This window comes from Brenneria roseae subsp. americana (assembly GCF_003115815.1).
Classification (GTDB): domain Bacteria; phylum Pseudomonadota; class Gammaproteobacteria; order Enterobacterales; family Enterobacteriaceae; genus Brenneria; species Brenneria roseae.
On record NZ_QDKJ01000005.1, the window covers coordinates 125025 to 144607 of the forward strand.

Here is a 19583-nt window from a genome sequence, read left to right on the forward strand (position 1 = left end):
TCCTCAGCGCCGGCCATCGGTTGCGACGACCGGCGGTTGTGCTATCTGTTAGAACCAGGTTTCCATCTGGACGCCAAAGTTCCATTCGCCGCCGGCTTTAAATCCGGTGGAGCCAAAGGTGTCCTCACTGGAATAATTATCCAGTCGTTTATCCCAGTCCATGTAGGTTGCAAACAGACGTAATTCCGGGCGACTGAAGAAATTGCCGATATCACCCACTTTGAAGGTCGGCGCGAACGTGAGCTTATAGAAACCGCCGCTGACTTTATTGAGGCTCTGGTAGCCACGTGGATCGAGATCCATGTATTGATAGCTGCCTTCATAGGCCAGTGCAAAGTTTTCGGTGATTTCCTGAATCAGGCGCGCATTAAACGTCACCCATTCGTAGCTGTCGCCGCTGACGTAACGATCTTTACTGGTCTGGGCCAGAATAGAGGGCGCGAAGCTCCAGTTTTTGCTGATCGACGTCGTGCCGTAGGTGGCCAGACGCCAAGTGTTGGCATTATTGGTCAGGTTGCCATCCGAACCGACGTTTTTAACCTCTGCGCCCAGACCGTGACCGTAGAGGATCGCCGTTTTGGCGGTACCTTCACGTAACCCGTAGAAGCTGTCGCCGTGGTAAGCGACCATGGCGTGATAGCCTTTGTCGCCAGCATAGGGGTTACTGATCCAGGTGGAATAATCCTGATCGGTTTCCGCTCTTGCTATGTCACTGGCTCTCGCCGCATCAATATCGTTGTTTTTCGCTTTTAATCCGCTCAGCATAAATTGGAACGGCCCGGCATAGTTATTGGCGGTAAAGACGTAGTTTTTGATGTCGTTATCCAGTGCCGTGATTTCACCCAGACTACGGCCATAGAGGGAAAAGTTGCTTTTGAAGCTGTCCGTCCACTTCACGTCGTAGATCCCGCCGCCGGTCCCAGCCAGGAAAATCACATCGCTATCCAGCCAGTGGATATCGAAATTGTCACGGTCAAAGCGTTTACCCGCCCACAGCGTGGTGTCTTTCAGCGCCCCGGTGAAGGTGGGTAGTGAACCGAGTTCGACAAACGCTTCACGCACGTTGAGATCGCTGGTGCCTGCTGTCCAGTCGTTATAGCTGCGCTGGCCGTCCGCCATCATCACCTTGAACCGGGTAGTCGCGCCGTTGTCCAGTTTCTGTTTGTGCTCCAGTTTGATTTCGACATAGGTATCGTCTTCGTTGCCCAGTCGACCAACGTGGCCACCCGTTTGACCCGCGGGTGACATTCCCGGTCCAATGTCGGTTTTGGAACTGGTTGCCGAATCATTGATGGATAAGCCTGAACGAGCATAGCCGTGGAATTCGAAACCATCGGCAAATGATTTCTGGCTGGCCAGCTCGGTGGTGCGTTGTTCAACCTGCTGGGTTTTCTGTTCGGTTTGCTCTGTTCGGGTCGCGAGTTGCTGCGTTTTCTTCTCTGCCGCATCCGCACGGGCCTCGGCGGCGGATGCTCTGGCTTCGGCCTGTTGCAGTCGTTGTTCAAGAGCATTCAGGCGCGCCTCAACGCTGTCTGAACTGGCTGCGGAAACATACAAAGGAGACGAGAGTAATAACCCTATCGTTACGGCAAGATGATTTAGTTTCATGTTGAGTTCTCTTCTTGGGGGAGCTTTATTATGTGTCAGTGTTAGGTTTGCTAAATTGCTAAACCGGTTTTTCATGAAAATTAAAGTGAGAGAATCGGGTTAGCAAGGAATTTCACCAACCCGATTCTGTAACTGTGATCCTGACTGCAAATACAGGCCAATTGACCTTATTAAATGAGGCGGGCTAGTGGTTGGTGAGCGGTGTGGACTTAAGCTGTTGCGCAAACGGCAAGGCGGTCATGGCACCTTTTGCCGTGGTAGCAAGCGCGCCGCACAGTTGTGCCTGTTCGATCACGCTTTCCCATGAGCTTTGATGCGATAAATCGTTATATTCGGCGAGACCTTGCAGCAGTCCGGCAACAAAGGCGTCACCCGCACCGGTGGTGTCAACCGGGATGACATGAGGCGCGGCGAAGTGCCGCAATTTTTGGCGATCGTGCAGCCATACGCCTTCTCCGCCCAGCGTGACCAGTAGTAATTGGATGGGGAAGCGTTGCATCAACTGTGCGATGCCCTGTTCGGGATCGTTTGTGGCGGTGAGAAAACTCAGCTCTTCACGAGATAATTTCACTACATCGGCCAGCGACAACGCCTGGGAAAGCGTGTCCTGCAAGGCTTGTGTACTGTTCCACAAATCCTCGCGGATATTGGGATCGAAACTCACCCATCCCTGTGCGGATTTGATGCGTCGCATTGCCTCGAAAGCGGTACTGCGTGAGGGTTCCTGCGATAGGGCGATCGAACACAGATGCAACCATTCGCCTTGTCTGAAAGTGGGCAAATCTTCCGTTTGCAGGAACAGGTCGGCGCTCGGGCGTACCATGAACGTGAATGAACGCTCGCCAAAAGGATCCAGACTGACGACCACCGTCGAGGTGCGATGGCGGTTATCCCGAATCATTCGATGCGTGTCGACGCCTTCCCGGTGCAGCACTTCCTGTAGGAAATGACCAAAAACATCGTCGCCTACGCGGCCAATAAAAGCGCTGCTGCCTCCCAGTCTGGCAATGCCGACGGCAACGTTGGCAGGTGCTCCCCCTGGACATTTGAGATAACGCTCTGAACCTTCCGGGATGAGATCGATCACGGCATCGCCCATCACCCAAATTTTGTGTGCCATAAATTTACTCTTATCAAAGATGCTAAGCCTGATTGCTAAAATAGAAGAATCGGTTTAGCTAATCAACTTCATTCACGGAAGATGTTTGCGAGCGCACAGGAAATATATTTTTAGTGCATGACACAGGATGAAAATTTTTGCGAGCCAGCCCCATCATTGGTGACGTCAGGCTAAATTAAAAAGTGCTTTATCCGATACCTATAGAACGGTACTTGGTTAGAGTACTCTGTGACAGGATTTATGGCGCAAAGGAGAAGGGATAGATATGAGCCAAACCACCTCTTTCTGGGTTCGAAATGAATTCAGCATCATCACCGATCTTCCGCAACCGATCCGTATCGTCACCCCGCTGAGTAATCCGAGAAAACTCAAACTGTGGCAGTTGTCTGGGCGATATGATAACCGTGCGTAATTACAATCTGCTATGGGCCCTGTGGGCAGTCTGGGCATTATTGGTTGTCGTCTGGTTTATCGATATCTATCTGGATTTACCCACGCTGGATTACGGGCAGCTACTGGCTGCTATTCTGGGTGCCGGTATAGTTGTGCTGATGGTGTTTTTTTATAACCTTAAAAGGAGTAACCCGATGTTTTCATTTGATAAAAGAAAAAATAGCGTAGAAGAGCCGCAAGAGAGTAGTGAAATAAGCAACCCGCCGGAGTTGGTTAATTCAGTAAGCCCTGTGCGCGTTAAGAAAGATACGTTTATCGCCCAGGGGACGCAGCTGACGGGCAAGGTAGCGGCAGATGGCAATATTACCGTCGAAGGCCATATCGAAGGCGATGTGCAGTGTGAAAACACCATCCGGGTGGAGCACATTGGCAAGGTTAAAGGTGAAATGAAATCGCAGCAGATTGTGATCAATGGTTATGTGGAAGGACGTATTTATGCCCACACAATAACCATACTGGCGCAGGGAAAAATGGTCGGCGATATTTTTTCTGATGAACTGTCGATTGAAAAAGGCGGTATCTTTTTGGGGCAGTCAAATCAGTTGAAACAGGGACAGCACAGTCAGGAAGCGCTTGCTTACGCAGAAAAAGCGGACGACCTGATAGAAGGCGGGAATATCATGGCGCTGGTGGAGAATAATCCGTCAGCGTAAATTAATTGGGTGGGAATATCGTGACGGGGTGAATGCAGATGGCGAATGAAGACGTAGCCGATCAGCGTTATTTTCGTTATTGGGGAAAAGCCCGTAAATCGCCGGATAAGCTGGGCGGGGATGATTATCATCTGCTGCCTTACCATTGCCTTGATGTGGCCGCCTGCGGATATTTTTTATTAAAGAAAAATTATTTCTAGGCTGACAATATATTATCCGAACTTGAATTAGATAATGAAAACGGGGCACAGTGGTTTGCTTATTTTCTGGCGTGGCATGATATTGGAAAATTCGCCCGTGGATTTCAACGGAAATATAGTAATCCCGACTCGCCGTTAGTACAAAACGCAGGACAGGTCGATTCCGCCCGACATGATTCATTAGGTTTCTGGCTGTGGGAATATCGTGACGATATTCCGTCGATATTTCCTTTCGGCGATATATCTGGTTCCGTTCAGAAAACGCTGGATATCTGGCTGAACATCATGACCGGGCACCACGGCAAGCCTCCGGAACCGGGATGCAAGGGAAAATTGGCTTTTCACGCCGATGATTATCTGGCGATTAAGGATTATCTGTGCGATCTAACTTCCGTTTTTCCCGATCTTTCTTCCTTGCCCGCCTGTTTTGCCGACCGATGCTGGCAGGCAACGCTGAAACAACGGAGTTGGGCGCTTGCCGGGCTGACCGTTCTGGCTGACTGGCTGGGATCGCGTCAGCAGGATTTTCACTATTGCAGCGAGCCAATACCACTGAGCGATTACTGGCAGCGCTATGCGTTACCGACGGCGGAAAAAGTCGTCTCATGTTTACCGCGCACGCCGGCACTTTCGTCTTTTCAACATATCCAGCAGCTATTTCCGTTTATCCAGCAACCGACGCCGTTGCAACAGCAGGCGCTGGAGGCCGATATTTCCACCGACGGGCCGCAGCTTTTTATTCTGGAAGATGTCACCGGCGCGGGTAAAACGGAAGCTGCGATGATCTTGGCGCATCGGCTGATGACGCAGCAAAAAGGCGGGGGCATTTATGTCGGTTTGCCGACGATGGCGACGGCCAATGCCATGTATCAGCGGTTATCCGCGGCATACCGGGCACTCTATCGGCCTGATCACTCTCCGTCCCTGATCTTGGCGCACGGCGCGCGCCATATGTCGCATGCCTTCACGCAATCGCTGTGGGAGGGTGAAAGTCAGGGACAGACGCAGTACGACAACGGAGAGAATACCGCCAGCAAAGACTGCAATATCTGGTTTGCTGATTCGCGTAAGAAAGCGCTGCTGGCGGATGTCGGGGTGGGAACGCTCGATCAGGCATTGATGGCGGTGATGCCGTTCCGCCATCAGTCGCTGCGTGTGCTGGGATTACAGCACAAGATCCTCATTCTGGACGAAATCCATGCCTATGATGCCTACATGAGCAAGCTGATCGAACATTTACTCGGTTTCCATGCCCGGCAAGGAGGTAGCGCGATTGTGCTGACGGCAACCTTGCCGTTCAGCCTGCGTGAAAGGTTGACGCGGGCCTTTGCGCAGGGCTTGGCATATGAAACGGGATGGCAACCCGATCCTGATGCGCGTTATCCGTGGTTTACCCAGCTTAACCGGCAGGGATTGCGGGAAAATGCGCTGGAAACTCGACAGGAAGTGAAGCGTGAAGTCACCATCGGCTGGCTGACCGCCAGAGAACAAGGCATTGCGATTATCAAGGCGGCGATAGCGGCTGGACAATCTATATGCTGGATCAGAAACAGCGTGGATGACGCCATTGCGGTCTATCGCCAGCTTGTGGCAGAAGGCGTGGCGCAGGATGACATGTTGTTGTTCCATAGCCGTTTCGCCTTTTGCGATCGTTTGTCGATTGAAGAGCAGGCGCTGAGCTGGTTTGGTAAAGACAGCACGCCCGCACAGCGTTCGGGCAAAGTGCTGATTGCCACGCAGGTGGTTGAACAGTCGCTGGATATTGATGTGGATAACATGATTAGCGATTTAGCGCCGATTGATTTACTGATCCAACGAGTCGGGCGTTTACAGCGGCATATTCGCCGTCTTGATGGCCGCCGGAAAACGGCGCAGGACGAAGCGCCGCTGACCGATGAGCGCCCTGCTGCCGTGCTGCATGTCCTGGCGCCGGAATGGCAGCCTGAAGCCGACGCCGACTGGCTGGGCGGCGAACTGCGCAACAGCGGCTATGTGTATCCCGACCATGCGGCATTGTGGCGTACGCAGGCGATCCTGCGTGAACGCGGGGCGATCAGAATGCCGGAAGACGCCCGGCGCTTGATTAACAGCGTTTATGAAGAGCAGATTGCGGTGCCCGCCGCGTTGGAGGCGATCGCCAACATTGTGCTGGGGAAACAGTATAGTCAGCGGTCGATAGCCGGACAGTCATCGCTGGCGTTAGTGCATGGCTACTGCGCCAAATCCAGCGATTCGGGTTGGAGTGACGCCGTGGAAATTTCCATTCGGCTGGGGGACGCGACGCTGGATATTTATCTGGCACGCGTATCGGATGAAGAAGGCCATCTGCCGTTGCCTTACGCTTCGCCGGAAGAGTTTGCGTGGGAAAAAAGTCGTTTACAGGTACGGGAAAGCTGGTGGCAGAAACATAAAAAGTCATTGCCCGTGCTGGAAGGCGAAGCGCTGGAGCAGTTTCGCCAGCAGTTGCATCGGCCGCACGCTGAGGTGCTACTGTTGAGCAACGTGGAAAGTCACGCTTTTTACAGCAAAACGATGGGGTTGAGTATTCAGGATACGTGATATACCAACGGGTAAGGACAATTGCTAACAGAAAGATAACCGCAGGCAAGGGGAGCGTTTTTCTGGTAGCAGACTTTGCGAGCGATGCCGCATCCGTGCGACATACTCAGGAGGAATTGATGTTTTCATTGATTGAAACACAATGGTTGCCCGCCGTGCATGCGGATGGCCGGATTGACAAGATTTCCCCACAGCAACTCGCCGACAACGACATTATCGATCTAGCCTGGCCGCGCGCCGATTTTCAGGGAGCGGCCTATCAACTGCTTATTGGTTTGTTACAGACCGCTTATTCCCCCGCCGATGACGATGCGTGGGAAGCGATTTGGGAGGACGGCCTTGGTGCCGGCTGGCCGCAGGCGTTGGCTTCATTAGCGCCCGCAATGCGGTTTGGCGCGCAGAAACCCGCGTTTATGCAGGATTTCGACACGCTTGACAGCGAGGCGGCGTCGATATCCGGTTTACTGATCGAGGCACCCGGCGGTAATACGCTCAAATTGAATAAAGATCACTTTATCAAGCGCGGCACGGTAAAGGCCGTGTGTCCGCACTGCGCGGCAATGGCGCTGTTCACGCTGCAAACCAACGCCCCGTCAGGCGGGCAGGGGCACCGCACCGGCATGCGCGGCGGCGGGCCAATCACCACGCTGCTGATGCCGGAAGACGCCCATCTGCCGCTGTGGAAAAAACTCTGGATGAACGTCGTCACGCGGGAAGTGATCCCAGCCGGCGCCGTTGATGCGTCGGTTTTCCCCTGGCTGGCCGCCACGCCAACCAGCGATGGCGCGCATCCGCCAGTGACGCCGGAAAACGCGCATCTGTTACAGGCCTACTGGGGGATGCCGCGCCGCATCGAACTGGATTTCACTACCGTGCAACAGGGTGAGTGCGATCTGTGCGGAACAGTATCGACGTCTCTGTTCATGCACTATCGCAGCAAAAATTACGGTATTCAGTATGACTGCTGGCGGCATCCGTTGACGCCCTATCGGCGGGCGCTGAAAGATGACGCGGCGCCGTTTTTGTCGGTCAAAGGCCAGCCGGGCGGGCTGGCGTACCGCGACTGGCTCGGTCTTATCGTCAAAAGCGAGGACAAGCATAACCGAATGTTCCCGGCCACGGCGGTGCGACAAAATGCGCAACGGCGGCCGCTGCGCAAAGCCGGATTATGGTGCTTTGGTTATGACATGGACAATATGAAAGCGCGTTGCTGGTATGAGCATCGCGTCCCGCTGTTGCACGATAGTCTGCGTGAATATAAGGATTACCTGGAACTGGCGGTCGATCTGGCGCGGGACAGCGTAGGGTTGCTGCGGCAGTCGATTAAGGAAGCCTGGTTTTCGCGCCCGAAAGACGTCAAAGGGGATTTTAGCGCTATTGATCTCGCCTTCTGGCAGGAAACCCAACCGGGATTTGTCCGTTTTTGTCAGGCGCTGGGGCAGAACGTCAGCCCGGCTGCTGCACTCAAGACATGGCGGCGTTTGCTGTATCACTATTTGCTCTCCACCTACGACGCCCGCGTATTCACTAATCCGGATGAACACCGCGATCTGGCGGCCGTGGCCGCTACGCGTAAAAAAATGACCGCGTTTTTCGATAAGCAAAAAGCGGCACAGCTCATTACTCAGATGCAGGGATAAACGTAGGAGGCATTTTATGGCGAACACGGCCGATCTTCTGGTGATCAACAGCGATGAGGCAGACAGGATTAACCGCTGGTTTGATGGCCTACAACACCGTCGTAACCCGACGTATAACGGTCGCGCGCGGCGGGCTGAATTACGCCGGGCTAACGCGCCCTATGGCGTGCTGACCTGCGCCGGGTATCACGATCTGGCGGCATCGTTGAGCCAGCGATTGACCAGCGAAACGCGCATTATGGCGCTGTCCATTTTTGTTTCCGTCGCGGTTCATACGGCAAGAAACACCTTACCAAAAGATAAAAAAAGTTTTGCCGCGCAGCTCGGCGAGAAAATCAAAGGCAGCGACCGCGCTTACCTGTCTCCACTGCGTTTTGAACGTCTGCAACGAGCGGCGACGCCGGATGAGTTATATCGCCAGCTTTTTCGCGCCGTAAAAATACGCGGTGAAGACGGCGTGAACCTGCCGTCGCTGGCGGACGGCATTTTCCTGTGGGCGGATGAATGGCAGGCGCGCCGTAAAAATCTCATGCCGGATATTCATCCGCTGCGACGCAATGCGGTGCGCTGGGCGTGTGAATATGCGCAAGCTTCGCAGGATTCAGGCACAGAAGGCCAGACGAACACAGCCGAACCATCAGATAAGGAATAACCGATGACTACTTTTATTCAGCTCCATTTTTTAACCGCTTATCCGTCCTCCAACCTGAATCGTGACGATGCGGGCCGGCCGAAAACCGCGATTGTCGGCGGCGTTGAGCGCCTGCGTATTTCCTCGCAGAGCCTGAAACGCGCATGGCGTACGTCCGAGATATTCGAAGAAGCGCTCGATGGACACATTGGCACCCGGAGTCGCCGGCTGGGGCGCGAGGTATACGTCAAGCTCACGGCGGCGGGCCTGAATAAAAAACTGGCGGATAAAGCGGCACTGAGCATTGCCGCCCAGTTTGGCAAGCTGAAAAAAGAAGAGAAGGGCAGCGAAGACAAACTGGAGAAATATGACATTGAGCAGTTGGTGCATCTCAGCGTACAGGAAAAAGAACGGATCGACCAACTGATTGCCCGTCTGGCGGCCGAATCGCGTGAACCCAACGGCGATGAACTGGCGTTGCTGCGCAACGATACGACCAGCGTGGATATCGCGCTGTTTGGCCGGATGTTGGCCTCCAGTCCCGCATTTAATGTTGAAGCCGCCTGTCAGGTGGCGCATGCGCTGGGCGTCAGCGCGGTGACGATCGAAGATGATTTTTTTACCGCAGTGGATGACCTGAATACGGCGGAAGACAGCGGTTCGGCGCATATGGGTGAACAGGGCTTTGCCTCATCGCTGTTTTACCACTACCTCTGCATTAATCGCGATCTGTTACTGGAAAACCTGAATAACGATGAGGCGCTGATGGAACGCACATTGCGTGCCCTGGCGGAAACAGCGCTGACCGTTCCGCCGGGCGGTAAGCAGAACAGCTTCGCCAGCCGGGCGTATGCCTCCTATGCGTTAGCGGAAAAAGGCACGGCGCAGCCGCGTACGCTGTCCGTGGCGTTCTTTAAACCCGTTCGCAGTGAGGATCAGGTGCAGGACGCCATTGAGCTGCTGCGTAAGCAAAAGACCAGGTTTGATCGCGTTTATGCGTCGGAACAGGGCAGCCAGTCTTATGAACTGGACGTGGAAGCGGAAAACGGAACGCTGAAGGGATTGCTGGATTTTATCAGCCGGTAGGAGAACAACATGGACAACTATCTGGTTTTCCAGATCTACGCTCCGCTGGTGTCGTGGGGGGAAGCGGCGGTCGGCGAGGTGCGCCATACCGCGACGGTGCCCAGCCGGTCGGCGCTGTTGGGGATGCTGGCGGCGGCGCTGGGAATTCGACGTGACGATCATATCGCGTTGCACACTTTCAACCAACATTACCATGTGGCGGTGCGTCCATTGTCGGGGCGCGATACCTGGCTGAACGACTATCACACGGTACAGATGCCAAAGGAAAACCGCAAAGTACCACGCTATACCCGACGTGATGAACTGCGTCCCGAGGCCGGACAGTCGCTGGAAACCATGTTGACCTCACGCGAATACCGCTGCGACGCTTATTATCACATCGCGATTAGCGAAACACCGGGCGCGCCCTATTCGTTAGGCGCACTGCGCGAGGCGCTGCTGTCGCCGGTGTTTACGCTCTATTTCGGGCGTAAAAGCTGTCCGCCCGCGCTGCCGCTTGCGCCACACCTGTTTTCCGGCTCGCTGGCAGAGGTTTGGCGGCAGGCCAGCCGGGAGCCGGCGCTCAACGATCCGGCGCTGATAACCATTAATCACGCGGACGGATTGTGCTACTGGGAGCAGGAAAGCGATACCGGGCTGAGGTTATCGCATCAGGTATCGCGTAACGATCAGCCTGCCGACCGTCGGCGCTGGCAGTTCACGTACCGCGTACAATACGCCGGCGACTGGAAAGGAGAGAAATAATGTATTTTTCCAGAATAACGCTACGGCTTTCCGCCTTATCGCGCGTCATGGCGGAGAAGCGGCAGAATGCCGGCGGCTATGCCAGCCACCAGTGGCTCTGGCAGCTTTTCCCCGATCAACCGCAGCGCCAGTTTCTATTTAGAGAGGATGTGCGTGAAGCGGAAAGCGTGTTTTTCCTACTTTCCAGCCAGCCGCCGCAGGCTGAGCATAATCTGTTTCAGATAGAAACCAAACCTTATCAGCCGCAGTGGCGTAACGGCATGGCGCTGGTATTTTCGCTACGGGCCAACCCGGTAGTAACGCGTGACGGCAAGCGCAGCGACGTGCTGATGGATGCCCGACAGCAGGGAAAAGCCACCGGACTGCATGGTGTGGAACTCTGGCGGCACCAGCAGCAGCGCGCGTTCGACTGGTTACGGCGCCAGGGCGAAAAACGCGGTTTCTCCGTTGAGTCGCCATGTAGGGTGGATGGATATCAACGCCATCGTTTCAATAAGCCCGGTCAGTCCGCCGCGATTATGTTCAACAGCGTTGACTATGACGGATTGTTGCATATCACGGACGCCGAACGGTTTGCCGAGACGGTCCGGCAAGGGCTGGGAAAAAGTAAAGCGTTAGGATGCGGATTACTGTTACTGAAACGAGCGTAGCACAGGTTAGGACAAGGAGAGTTGGTCATGTATGTTCCCTTGAATCCGATTCCGCTGAAAGATCGCGTCTCATTGATTTTTCTGCAATACGGACAGATCGACGTCATTGATGGCGCGTTTGTGCTGGTGGATAAAACCGGTGTTCGCACACACATTCCCATCGGTTCGGTCGCTTGCATCATGCTGGAGCCGGGAACGCGGGTTTCTCATGCGGCAGTGCGACTGGCCGCGACGGTGGGAACGCTGCTCGTCTGGGTTGGCGAGGCGGGGGTGCGGCTGTACGCCTCCGGACAGCCCGGCGGCGCGCGGTCGGATAAGTTGCTCTATCAGGCCAAATTGGCGCTGGATGAGGAATTGCGCCTGAAAGTGGTGCGGAAGATGTTCGAACTGCGCTTTGGCGAACCGGCGCCAAGCCGACGCTCGGTCGATCAATTACGAGGTATTGAAGGTGCCAGAGTCCGGCAAACGTACACGTTATTGGCGCAGCAGTATGGCGTAAAGTGGAATGGGCGGCGTTATGATCCGAAGGATTGGGCGCGGGGCGACAAAGTTAATCAGTGCATTAGCGCCGCTACTGCCTGCTTGTACGGTATCACGGAAGCGGCGGTGCTGGCGGCGGGGTATGCCCCCGCTATCGGGTTTGTCCACAGCGGTAAACCGTTATCTTTTGTTTATGACATTGCCGATATCATCAAGTTTGACGGTGTGGTTCCCAAAGCCTTTGAAATTGCGGCGCGTAATCCAGCCGAGCCAGATCGTGAAGTGCGTCTCGCCTGCCGCGATATTTTCCGCAGCCAGAAAACGCTTGGCAGACTTATCCCTCTTATAGAAGACGTGCTTGCTGCCGGAGGTATCAACCCGCCGCTGCCGCCTGAAGATGCACAACCGCCAGCTATTCCTGAGCCCAAAACGCTTGGTGATATTGGACATCGGGGGCATCGCTGAAATGAGTATGTTAGTGGTTGTGGCAGAGAATGCACCGCCTCGCCTACGTGGGCGTTTGGCTATTTGGCTGTTGGAGGTGAGAGCGGGCGTCTATGTCGGCGATACGTCGCAGCGCATCAGGGAAATGATTTGGCAGCAAATTGTTGAGTTGGCTGAACAGGGAAACGTGGTGATGGCATGGGCAACGAACACCGAGTCCGGTTTTGAATTTCAAACCTGGGGAGAAAATCGGCGTATGCCGGTAGACCTAGACGGACTGCGGTTGGTCTCATTCTATCCATCTGAAAATCAATAAGTTACAGCTCTTTAAAAATAGGGGAAATTTGGTGAATTTTACTCTTTAAAATAAACCTTTATAAAACAATACACTACACTTAGTGTGTTCCCCGCGCCCGCGGGGATAAACCGTATATTTTGATAAATTTGAATGGGAACAAAGTGTGTTCCCCGCGCCCGCGGGGATAAACCGCCGAGGTTTCCGTTCCACTAATTCCTCATGGTGTGTTCCCCGCGCCCGCGGGGATAAACCGAGATTAGTATTCACTGAATAAAAATATTTCATGTGTTCCCCGCGCCCGCGGGGATAAACCGGCGTCTAAACAGATCCTGGACGATTTCGCACAGTGTTCCCCGCGCCCGCGGGGATAAACCGCTATCAAACCACTGGAAGGCGTATATCGGTGAGTGTTCCCCGCGCCCGCGGGGATAAACCGATATTTATCATTGATTTTCTGCATTTCAATGTGTGTTCCCCGCGCCCGCGGGGATAAACCGCGGACCAAAAGTCGCGTTAATGCCCCAGAACAGTGTTCCCCGCGCCCGCGGGGATAAACCGAGATCATGAACTACCGGGATGATACGTGGGAAGTGTTCCCCGCGCCCGCGGGGATAAACCGTTTCCATTCAGGGGAAATAACGGTTTTATTACGTGTTCCCCGCGCCCGCAGGGATAAACCGGCCGATATCGGTGATGTTCGATGCAGTCATATGTGTTCCCCGCGCCCGCGGGGATAAACCGAGCATTGGCTGACAGCACAGCAGCTCGGGGTAGTGTTCCCCGCGCCAGCGGGGATAAACCGTTGCCGATGACCTGGCCGGCTTTGGCGCGTTTGTATTCCCCGTGTCAACGGGGATAAAAATCGATTCCCGACTGGCAGTACCGGATTGATGCGAGCGGGTTCCCTGTATCCGTTGCCGAATCCGGCGTTGTGGCATGCTTTTATTGCGCTTGCGCTGGTCGTGAATTTTAGCCGTTTGGTTATGAATCTGAATCATGGCCGCATTCAACAATATGCCTGGGAAAGCGGTTGGCAAAACGCCAGCGAGGTATTTTGCCGAGTCTGGCGGCGTCTGGAATGAACGCGTAGTAGAGGGGCTATGCTTCGATTATGGTGTGGTACTCAACCCCGGCATCAGGGCACAGGGTCTGAAGCAGGTCGAGCAGGTGATCAAGCCCGGCTTCCATAACGACATGCTCGATGCCGGGAACGCCGTCAATGAAGAAAAGTACGTCACGGGTAGTGTCGGTAATGCGCGACTTGTCGTCCTGGCCGTAGATAATGCTCAGGATGATGCCATCCCGGTCTTTGAGGCAGATGTCATTGCGCTTCGGCTGAACATCACGGTCGCCGGCCGCCAAATAGTGCTCGTTACCCTGCGACACATCAATGGTCAGCGGCAATGTCAGATGTTGCAGGTCATGGCCGGCAATCAACAGTGACGTGGTGAGCTCGGCCAATAACAGCGCCTGTATGAGTCCCGGAGCGTCAGGCAGACTTTTCCCGTTCAGCGCTGATTCGATTTGCGGGAGAACGTGATAGGTTTTCTTGAACTTTTTATAATAGCGCACGTAGGCGGCAAGGGTATTGTCGGCATCGACCAGCGCTTTTCTGTCCCTATTGCCATGCGTCTGCCGGAGTTTCGTCAGTTCACTGTCCGCCCGCTCCCGAAAACGCTGTAATCCCCCGGCGCTTTCCTGATATCCCCGCAGCGCCAGAACGCCAAAAGGTGTGCGGCGGTATCGCTCTGTCATACCTGCTGTGATTGAAATCATCGTTTTTCCTTGTACCGGCAGCGGCATTAACGCTGCTGAGCCGCCGCCCTGAGTCCCGGAGTAATGAATATCATGCCAATCAGCTTTCCCTGCCGGCGAACGAACCACGCTAAACTAGCGCGTTGCCTTCTCTTGAGAACGATAAATGGTTGAGAAGCGCGGTTTAGTGGGGAGCATCACTGAAGTAATGAGTGCTTCCGCATAGTTAAGAGCAGTTCCGGGGCGAAAGTCTTGATCCGTCGCATATCCGCGTGACTCTGGCCAGCAGTTTTATTTTTGTCCACGTATAATTCCGCTCTCTGTCCCCTGGTTAATAAACTATCAAAGATTAACCGGGTTGACCTAACCCCATTTTTGACAACGAAGAATGCCATGCCAATCAGCCTGATCCAGCCCGAACGTACACTGTTCTCATACCCGCGCTATTGGGCCGAGTGTTACGGTACCGCCCCCTTTTTTCCGATGTCGCGGGAGGAAATGGATGAACTGGGGTGGGACAGTTGTGATGTGATAGTGGTGACCGGGGATGCGTATGTTGATCATCCGAGTTTTGGCATGGCGATTATCGGTCGAATGCTGGAGGCTCAGGGATTTCGCGTAGGTATTATCTCGCAGCCTGACTGGACGTCGAAAAACGATTTTATGCGTCTCGGTAAGCCCAATCTGTTTTTTGGCGTCACCGCCGGAAATATGGATTCGATGATCAACCGTTACACGGCGGATCGCAAATTACGTCATGACGATGCCTATACGCCCGACAATATCGGTGGGAAAAGGCCGGATCGCGCAACGCTGGTGTATAGCCAGCGCTGCAAGGAGGCTTATAACGACGTGCCGGTGATTCTGGGCGGTATTGAAGCCAGCCTGCGGCGTATCGCGCATTATGACTACTGGTCTGACACCGTGCGGCGCTCGGTGCTGGTGGATGCCAAGGCGGACATGCTGGTCTATGGTAATGGTGAACGCCCGTTGGTGGAGGTCGCGCATCGGTTGGCGGCGGGTGAAGCGATAAGCGATATTCAGGATGTGCGCAATACCGCCGTGATGCGTAAAACCGCGTTGATTGGCTGGAGTGGGGTTGACTCAACGCGACTCGACAAGCCCGGTCGCATTGAACCGATTATGAATCCTTACGGTGAAGATTTACCCTGCGTCGAAGGGGAACTCCCTGTACAGGATTCGGCTCAGCCAATCACCGTACGAGCAGCGAAGCCTAAGCCGTGGGAAAAAACCTACGTTCTCTTGCCATCATTTGAAAAAGTGAAAGGCGATAAAGTGATGTACGCCCATGCGTCGCGGATATTGCACCACGAAACCAATCCGGGGTGCGCCAGAGCATTGATGCAAAAGCATGGCGACCGTTACGTCTGGATTAATCCGCCGGCGATCCCTCTCTCGACTGAAGAGATGGATGCGGTGTTTGCCCTGCCGTTTCAGCGTGTCCCGCATCCTTCTTACGGTAATGCCGTCATTCCCGCCTACGATATGATCCGTTTTTCGATCAACATCATGCGCGGGTGTTATGGCGGCTGTTCCTTCTGTTCGATCACTGAGCATGAAGGGCGGATCATCCAGAGCCGATCGGAAGCGTCGATTGTTAAAGAGATCGAAGAGATCCGCGATCGCGTACCGGGATTTACCGGTGTTATTTCCGATTTGGGCGGCCCGACGGCAAATATGTATATGCTGCGCTGCCAGTCGCCGCGCGCCGAACAGACCTGTCGGCGGGCGTCCTGTCTTTACCCCGAAATCTGTTCGCACATGGATACCAACCATGAGCCGACCATTAAGCTTTATCGGCGCACCCGCAGCCTGAAAGGTATCAAAAAAATCCTCATCGCTTCCGGTGTCCGTTACGATCTGGCGGTGGAAGATCCGCGTTATATCAAGGAACTGGCCGAGCATCATGTGGGCGGATATCTTAAGATCGCGCCGGAACACACCGAAGCGGGGCCGCTGTCGAAAATGATGAAGCCCGGCATGGGCAGCTATCATCGCTTCAAACAGCTTTTTGACACCTATTCAAAACAGGCGGGAAAACAGCAGTATCTGATCCCTTACTTTATCTCCGCGCATCCGGGAACCCGGGATGAAGATATGGTCAATCTGGCGCTCTGGTTGAAAGAAAACCGTTTCCGATTGGATCAGGTACAAAACTTTTATCCTTCCCCGCTGGCGAATGCCACCACCATGTATTACAGCGGTAAGAATCCGCTGAGCAAAGTGGATTACAAGAGTGAAGATGTGGTGGTGCCTCGGGGCGAACGCCAGCGTCGCCTGCATAAAGCGCTGCTGCGCTATCACGATCCGGCGAACTGGCCGCTGATCCGCGACGCTCTGATCGCAATGGGGATGAAACGGCTGATTGGCAACCGGCCTGACTGCCTGATCCCGGCAGAAACGCCGGGGGAACGCGCCGCGCCGCGCGGTGGTTCAGGCACAAAAGGCGGCTTACCCAGTCGTCCTGCATTGACCCGTTTTACTGCGCCGCCGCTATCCCCTAAGTCATCAGCGAAAAAAGCCGTATCAGGCCGTCAGACGGTGGCTAAAAATGGCAAAGCGGGTAAAAAATCGGGCCAGACAAGATGCGTTATTCAAGGGAAAAAATCGTCTTAAGATCGTTTGATCTGTTCCCTGATCTTTACCAGCAACGCCACCAGCGCCCGCGCATCCTCATCCTGCGTGCGCCAGGACGACACGCTGATACGCAATGCCGTACGTCCCTGCCAGACTGTCGCGCCAAACCAGGCTTTGCCCGAGGCCTGAAGCGCTTCACGTATGGCGGTGGTCTGGCTGTCGGTCGCTCCGCGTACCAGTACCTGATTGAGCATTACCCGGTTTAGCACTTCAAAGTTTGCCGCACGCAGACCGTCGGCAATCAGACGCGCCTGTCGGCAGTGCCGTTCTACCATTTCAGCGATGCCGTCGCGTCCCAGCGTACGTAGGGCCGCCCATACCGGAATACCGCGCGGGCGGCGGGAAAATTCCAGCGTCAGGTTCTTTTGTGCATCCTGAGCGGCGCTGGAATAGGCGGCATCGCTGTTCATCGCTTCCGCCAGTAAGCCGGGCTCGCGGCAAATCGCCATTGCGCAATCATAAGGAGTGTTTAGCCATTTGTGGGCATCGGTAGTCCAGCTATCCGCCAATTCAATCCCTGCCGTCAGCGCCGCATGAGCTGACGCCCGCGCCCACAGGCCAAAGGCGCCATCGACATGTACCCAGGCGCCTGCGGCTTTCGCGGCGGGAATGATGTTTGCGAAGTCGTCGAACTCGCCGGTATTCACTTCTCCCGCCTGTAAACAGAGAATGGTGAGATCATCCAGCGGCGGCAGTTGTGCAATATCAACCTGCCCGTATTGATTGATCGGGGCGACGATAAGATGACGCAGCCCGAAGCCAAGCACACGCAGCGCTTTTTTTACCGTGATATGGGCCAGCTCGGAAATCACGACCTTGATTTGCGGTGCGCCGCTGAGCCCATCGTTATCAAAATCCCACTTTTGTTTAGCCAGTATCGCGCGACGAGCCGCGGCCAGGCAGGTAAGCGTACAGGCGGTGGCGCTGGTGCCGAAACCAACTGCGCTTGTTGAAGGGAGGTTCAGAGCATCCAGCACCCAGCGTCCGGCGAGCCGTTCCAGCGTGGCGGAGACGGGGGAGTTATCAAACGTTGAGGCGCATTGATCCCAGGCAATCATCAATCGTTCGGCTGCGGCGGCGACAGGCAGAGAAGCGCCGATGACGAAGCCGAAATAGTGTGGGCCATTGGATGATGAGGTGGCAGGAGACCCGGCTTCATCCAGTAATTGCAGCGTATCCTGCGCGGGTAGTCCCTGCCGAGGGAGCGCCTCGTCAAAACGAGACAGCGCCGCCAGCGCTTCCGCCTGCGGGAAAACTTGCCGCTGTCCATTTCCTGCGGTGTAACGTCTGCCGCGCTCATCGGCGTCGGCCAGTAAGGTCAGTTCGTCCATCGTGTTCCCCTTATCATGGTTGGCGAGCCACCGACATCCGCAGAGTCAGCGTCCAGAACAATAATGCCAGCAGGCTGACGCCCGCCCCAAGCAGACATACGCCAGACCAGCCCGCATGAGCGTAAGCGTGAGTGGTCATCATTGCGCCAAGCCCGCTGCCGACGCTGTAAAACAGCATATAGCAACCCACCAGACGGCTGTGAGCGTCAGGATGCGTCTTGAAAATCATACTTTGGTTAGTGACGTGAATCGCCTGGGCTCCGAGGTCCAGCGCGATGATGCCGATCGCCAACGCATACAACGAATAGCTGGTTAGCCATAGTGGCAACCACGCAGCCAGCAGCAATAGCAGAGCGCCTCCGCTGACCCACTGTTCGCGGCCGTTGTCCGCCAGCGAGCCCGCTTTTACCGCAGCCAATGCGCCTAATACTCCGACCAGACCAAATGCGCCAATGGCCGTATGAGAAAAGGCGTAGGGGCTGTGCTCAGTGGTAAAACCAACGCGCTCCAGAAAATACTCAAGGCGGCAAACATCAGTAATGCGATAGTGCCGCGAATTTGCAATATTCGCTCATCGCGCAGTAAGGTCAGCATGGACAGCAGCAATGTAGGGTAAGATGGTTGGGATGCGGCGGGTTGCTGATGGGGTAATGTGCGCCACAGCAGGATGCCGAGCAGCAGCATCAGCAGAGCGGAAAAACCGTACACGCTGCGCCACCCTGCCAAATCGGCAATGACTCCGGACAACACTCTGGCCAGCAATAGCCCGACCACGACGCCACCCTGTGCCGCGCCGACAATACGTCCGCGCTCCTGTGGCGCAGCGGCCGTCGCCGCGTAGGCGATCAGTCCTTGAGTCATGGCGGTGCCAAGCATGCCAACCATTAGCATGCCCGCCAGCAGGCCGGATGTCGAAGTCGAGATGCTGACGAAAAGAAGCGCCAACGTCAGCGCGATGAGTTGAACCAGCATCAGGGGGCGCCGATTGATGAGATCGCCCAACGGCACCAGCAGCAGTAATGACAGCGCACAGCCAATCTGCGTGGCGGTTATGACGCCGCCGATCGCTGCGGTGCCAATGCCGAAATCTGCTGACAGCGCATCCAGCAGCGGCTGGGCATAGTAAACATTCGCCACGCTCAGACCGCTGGCGCAGGCCAACAATAAGACGATCGGACGCGGCAACGCTCCGGCCGTCACCGGCGGGGGCGAAAGGGATGAGGTGTCGGATGCGGCAGACACCGTGATACGGTTTTCTGTTGTCATCATGCTA

The 19583-nt window shown here is 55.1% G+C and carries 15 protein-coding genes, 2 pseudogenes and 1 CRISPR repeat array; of the genes and pseudogenes, 12 read left to right on the forward strand and 5 right to left on the reverse strand.

Annotation, left to right across the window (positions count from 1 at the left end; all coding sequences use genetic code 11):
• Positions 1-48: 48 nt before the first annotated feature.
• Positions 49-1608 (reverse strand): carbohydrate porin, encoded by a 1560-nt coding sequence (locus tag B4923_RS08025; protein WP_109053832.1) that lies wholly within the window; start codon positions 1606-1608, stop codon positions 49-51.
• 184 nt (positions 1609-1792) lie between these two features.
• Entirely contained in the window at positions 1793-2728 is a 936-nt protein-coding gene (locus tag B4923_RS08030) for an aminoimidazole riboside kinase (RefSeq protein WP_109053833.1), read from the reverse strand.
• Positions 2729-2993: 265 nt separating this feature from the next.
• On the opposite strand from B4923_RS08030, the gene B4923_RS20875 reads away from it, so the two are divergent.
• From B4923_RS20875 to B4923_RS20775, 11 genes and pseudogenes are all read left to right on the forward strand, one after another.
• Complete coding sequence (locus B4923_RS20875) at positions 2994-3140, forward strand: hypothetical protein (RefSeq protein ID WP_170116033.1); 147 nt, start codon at positions 2994-2996, stop codon at positions 3138-3140.
• A complete protein-coding gene (locus tag B4923_RS08035; RefSeq protein WP_245929509.1) occupies positions 3124-3834 on the forward strand; it encodes a polymer-forming cytoskeletal protein in 711 nt (236 codons plus the stop codon). The genes B4923_RS20875 and B4923_RS08035 overlap by 17 nt, the downstream gene beginning before the upstream one ends.
• A 38-nt stretch (positions 3835-3872) precedes the next feature.
• A pseudogene (gene cas3 / locus B4923_RS08040) lies at positions 3873-6593 on the forward strand (CRISPR-associated helicase Cas3').
• A gap of 119 nt (positions 6594-6712) precedes the next feature.
• Positions 6713-8233, forward strand: coding sequence for a type I-E CRISPR-associated protein Cse1/CasA (gene casA, locus B4923_RS08045; protein WP_109053834.1), 1521 nt, complete (start codon positions 6713-6715; stop codon positions 8231-8233).
• Positions 8234-8249: 16 nt separating this feature from the next.
• Positions 8250-8885 carry a type I-E CRISPR-associated protein Cse2/CasB gene (gene casB / locus B4923_RS08050; RefSeq protein ID WP_109053835.1) on the forward strand — a complete coding sequence of 212 codons (636 nt, stop codon included), beginning with the start codon at positions 8250-8252 and terminating at the stop codon, positions 8883-8885.
• A 3-nt stretch (positions 8886-8888) separates the two neighbouring features.
• Positions 8889-9950, forward strand: a complete 1062-nt coding sequence (gene cas7e, locus B4923_RS08055) for a type I-E CRISPR-associated protein Cas7/Cse4/CasC (RefSeq protein ID WP_109053836.1) — start codon at positions 8889-8891, stop codon at positions 9948-9950.
• 9 nt (positions 9951-9959) lie between these two features.
• Complete coding sequence (gene cas5e, locus B4923_RS08060; protein ID WP_109053837.1) at positions 9960-10694, forward strand: type I-E CRISPR-associated protein Cas5/CasD; 735 nt, start codon at positions 9960-9962, stop codon at positions 10692-10694.
• Positions 10694-11344: a type I-E CRISPR-associated protein Cas6/Cse3/CasE gene (cas6e, locus tag B4923_RS08065; protein WP_109053838.1), complete on the forward strand. Its 651-nt coding sequence runs from the start codon at positions 10694-10696 to the stop codon at positions 11342-11344. The genes cas5e and cas6e overlap by 1 nt, the downstream gene beginning before the upstream one ends.
• Before the next feature lie 27 nt (positions 11345-11371).
• Positions 11372-12289 carry a type I-E CRISPR-associated endonuclease Cas1e gene (cas1e, locus tag B4923_RS08070; protein WP_109053839.1) on the forward strand — a complete coding sequence of 306 codons (918 nt, stop codon included), beginning with the start codon at positions 11372-11374 and terminating at the stop codon, positions 12287-12289.
• Between the two features lies 1 nt (position 12290).
• Complete coding sequence (gene cas2e / locus B4923_RS08075) at positions 12291-12584, forward strand: type I-E CRISPR-associated endoribonuclease Cas2e (protein WP_109053840.1); 294 nt, start codon at positions 12291-12293, stop codon at positions 12582-12584.
• A gap of 84 nt (positions 12585-12668) precedes the next feature.
• Positions 12669-13368: a CRISPR direct-repeat array (repeat unit 29 nt; unit sequence GTGTTCCCCGCGCCCGCGGGGATAAACCG).
• 88 nt (positions 13369-13456) lie between these two features.
• Positions 13457-13648 (forward strand): hypothetical protein, encoded by a 192-nt coding sequence (locus tag B4923_RS20775; protein ID WP_146187253.1) that lies wholly within the window; start codon positions 13457-13459, stop codon positions 13646-13648.
• 16 nt (positions 13649-13664) lie between these two features.
• Here the strand turns inward: B4923_RS20775 and B4923_RS08080 are convergent, their stop codons facing one another.
• The gene (locus tag B4923_RS08080; protein ID WP_146187254.1) at positions 13665-14342 is read right to left on the reverse strand and encodes a hypothetical protein; all 678 of its coding nucleotides are present in this window, start codon (positions 14340-14342) and stop codon (positions 13665-13667) included.
• 372 nt (positions 14343-14714) lie between these two features.
• Between B4923_RS08080 and B4923_RS08090 the strand changes: the two genes are divergently transcribed.
• A complete protein-coding gene (locus B4923_RS08090; protein ID WP_109053843.1) occupies positions 14715-16958 on the forward strand; it encodes a YgiQ family radical SAM protein in 2244 nt (747 codons plus the stop codon).
• On the opposite strand, the gene B4923_RS08095 is transcribed toward B4923_RS08090, so the two are convergent.
• A complete protein-coding gene (locus B4923_RS08095; protein ID WP_109053844.1) occupies positions 16955-18310 on the reverse strand; it encodes a pyridoxal phosphate-dependent decarboxylase family protein in 1356 nt (451 codons plus the stop codon). The two genes, B4923_RS08090 and B4923_RS08095, sit on opposite strands and share 4 nt — an antisense overlap.
• Positions 18311-18323: 13 nt before the next feature.
• Positions 18324-19576: pseudogene (locus B4923_RS08100) on the reverse strand (MFS transporter).
• Positions 19577-19583 lie beyond the last annotated feature (7 nt).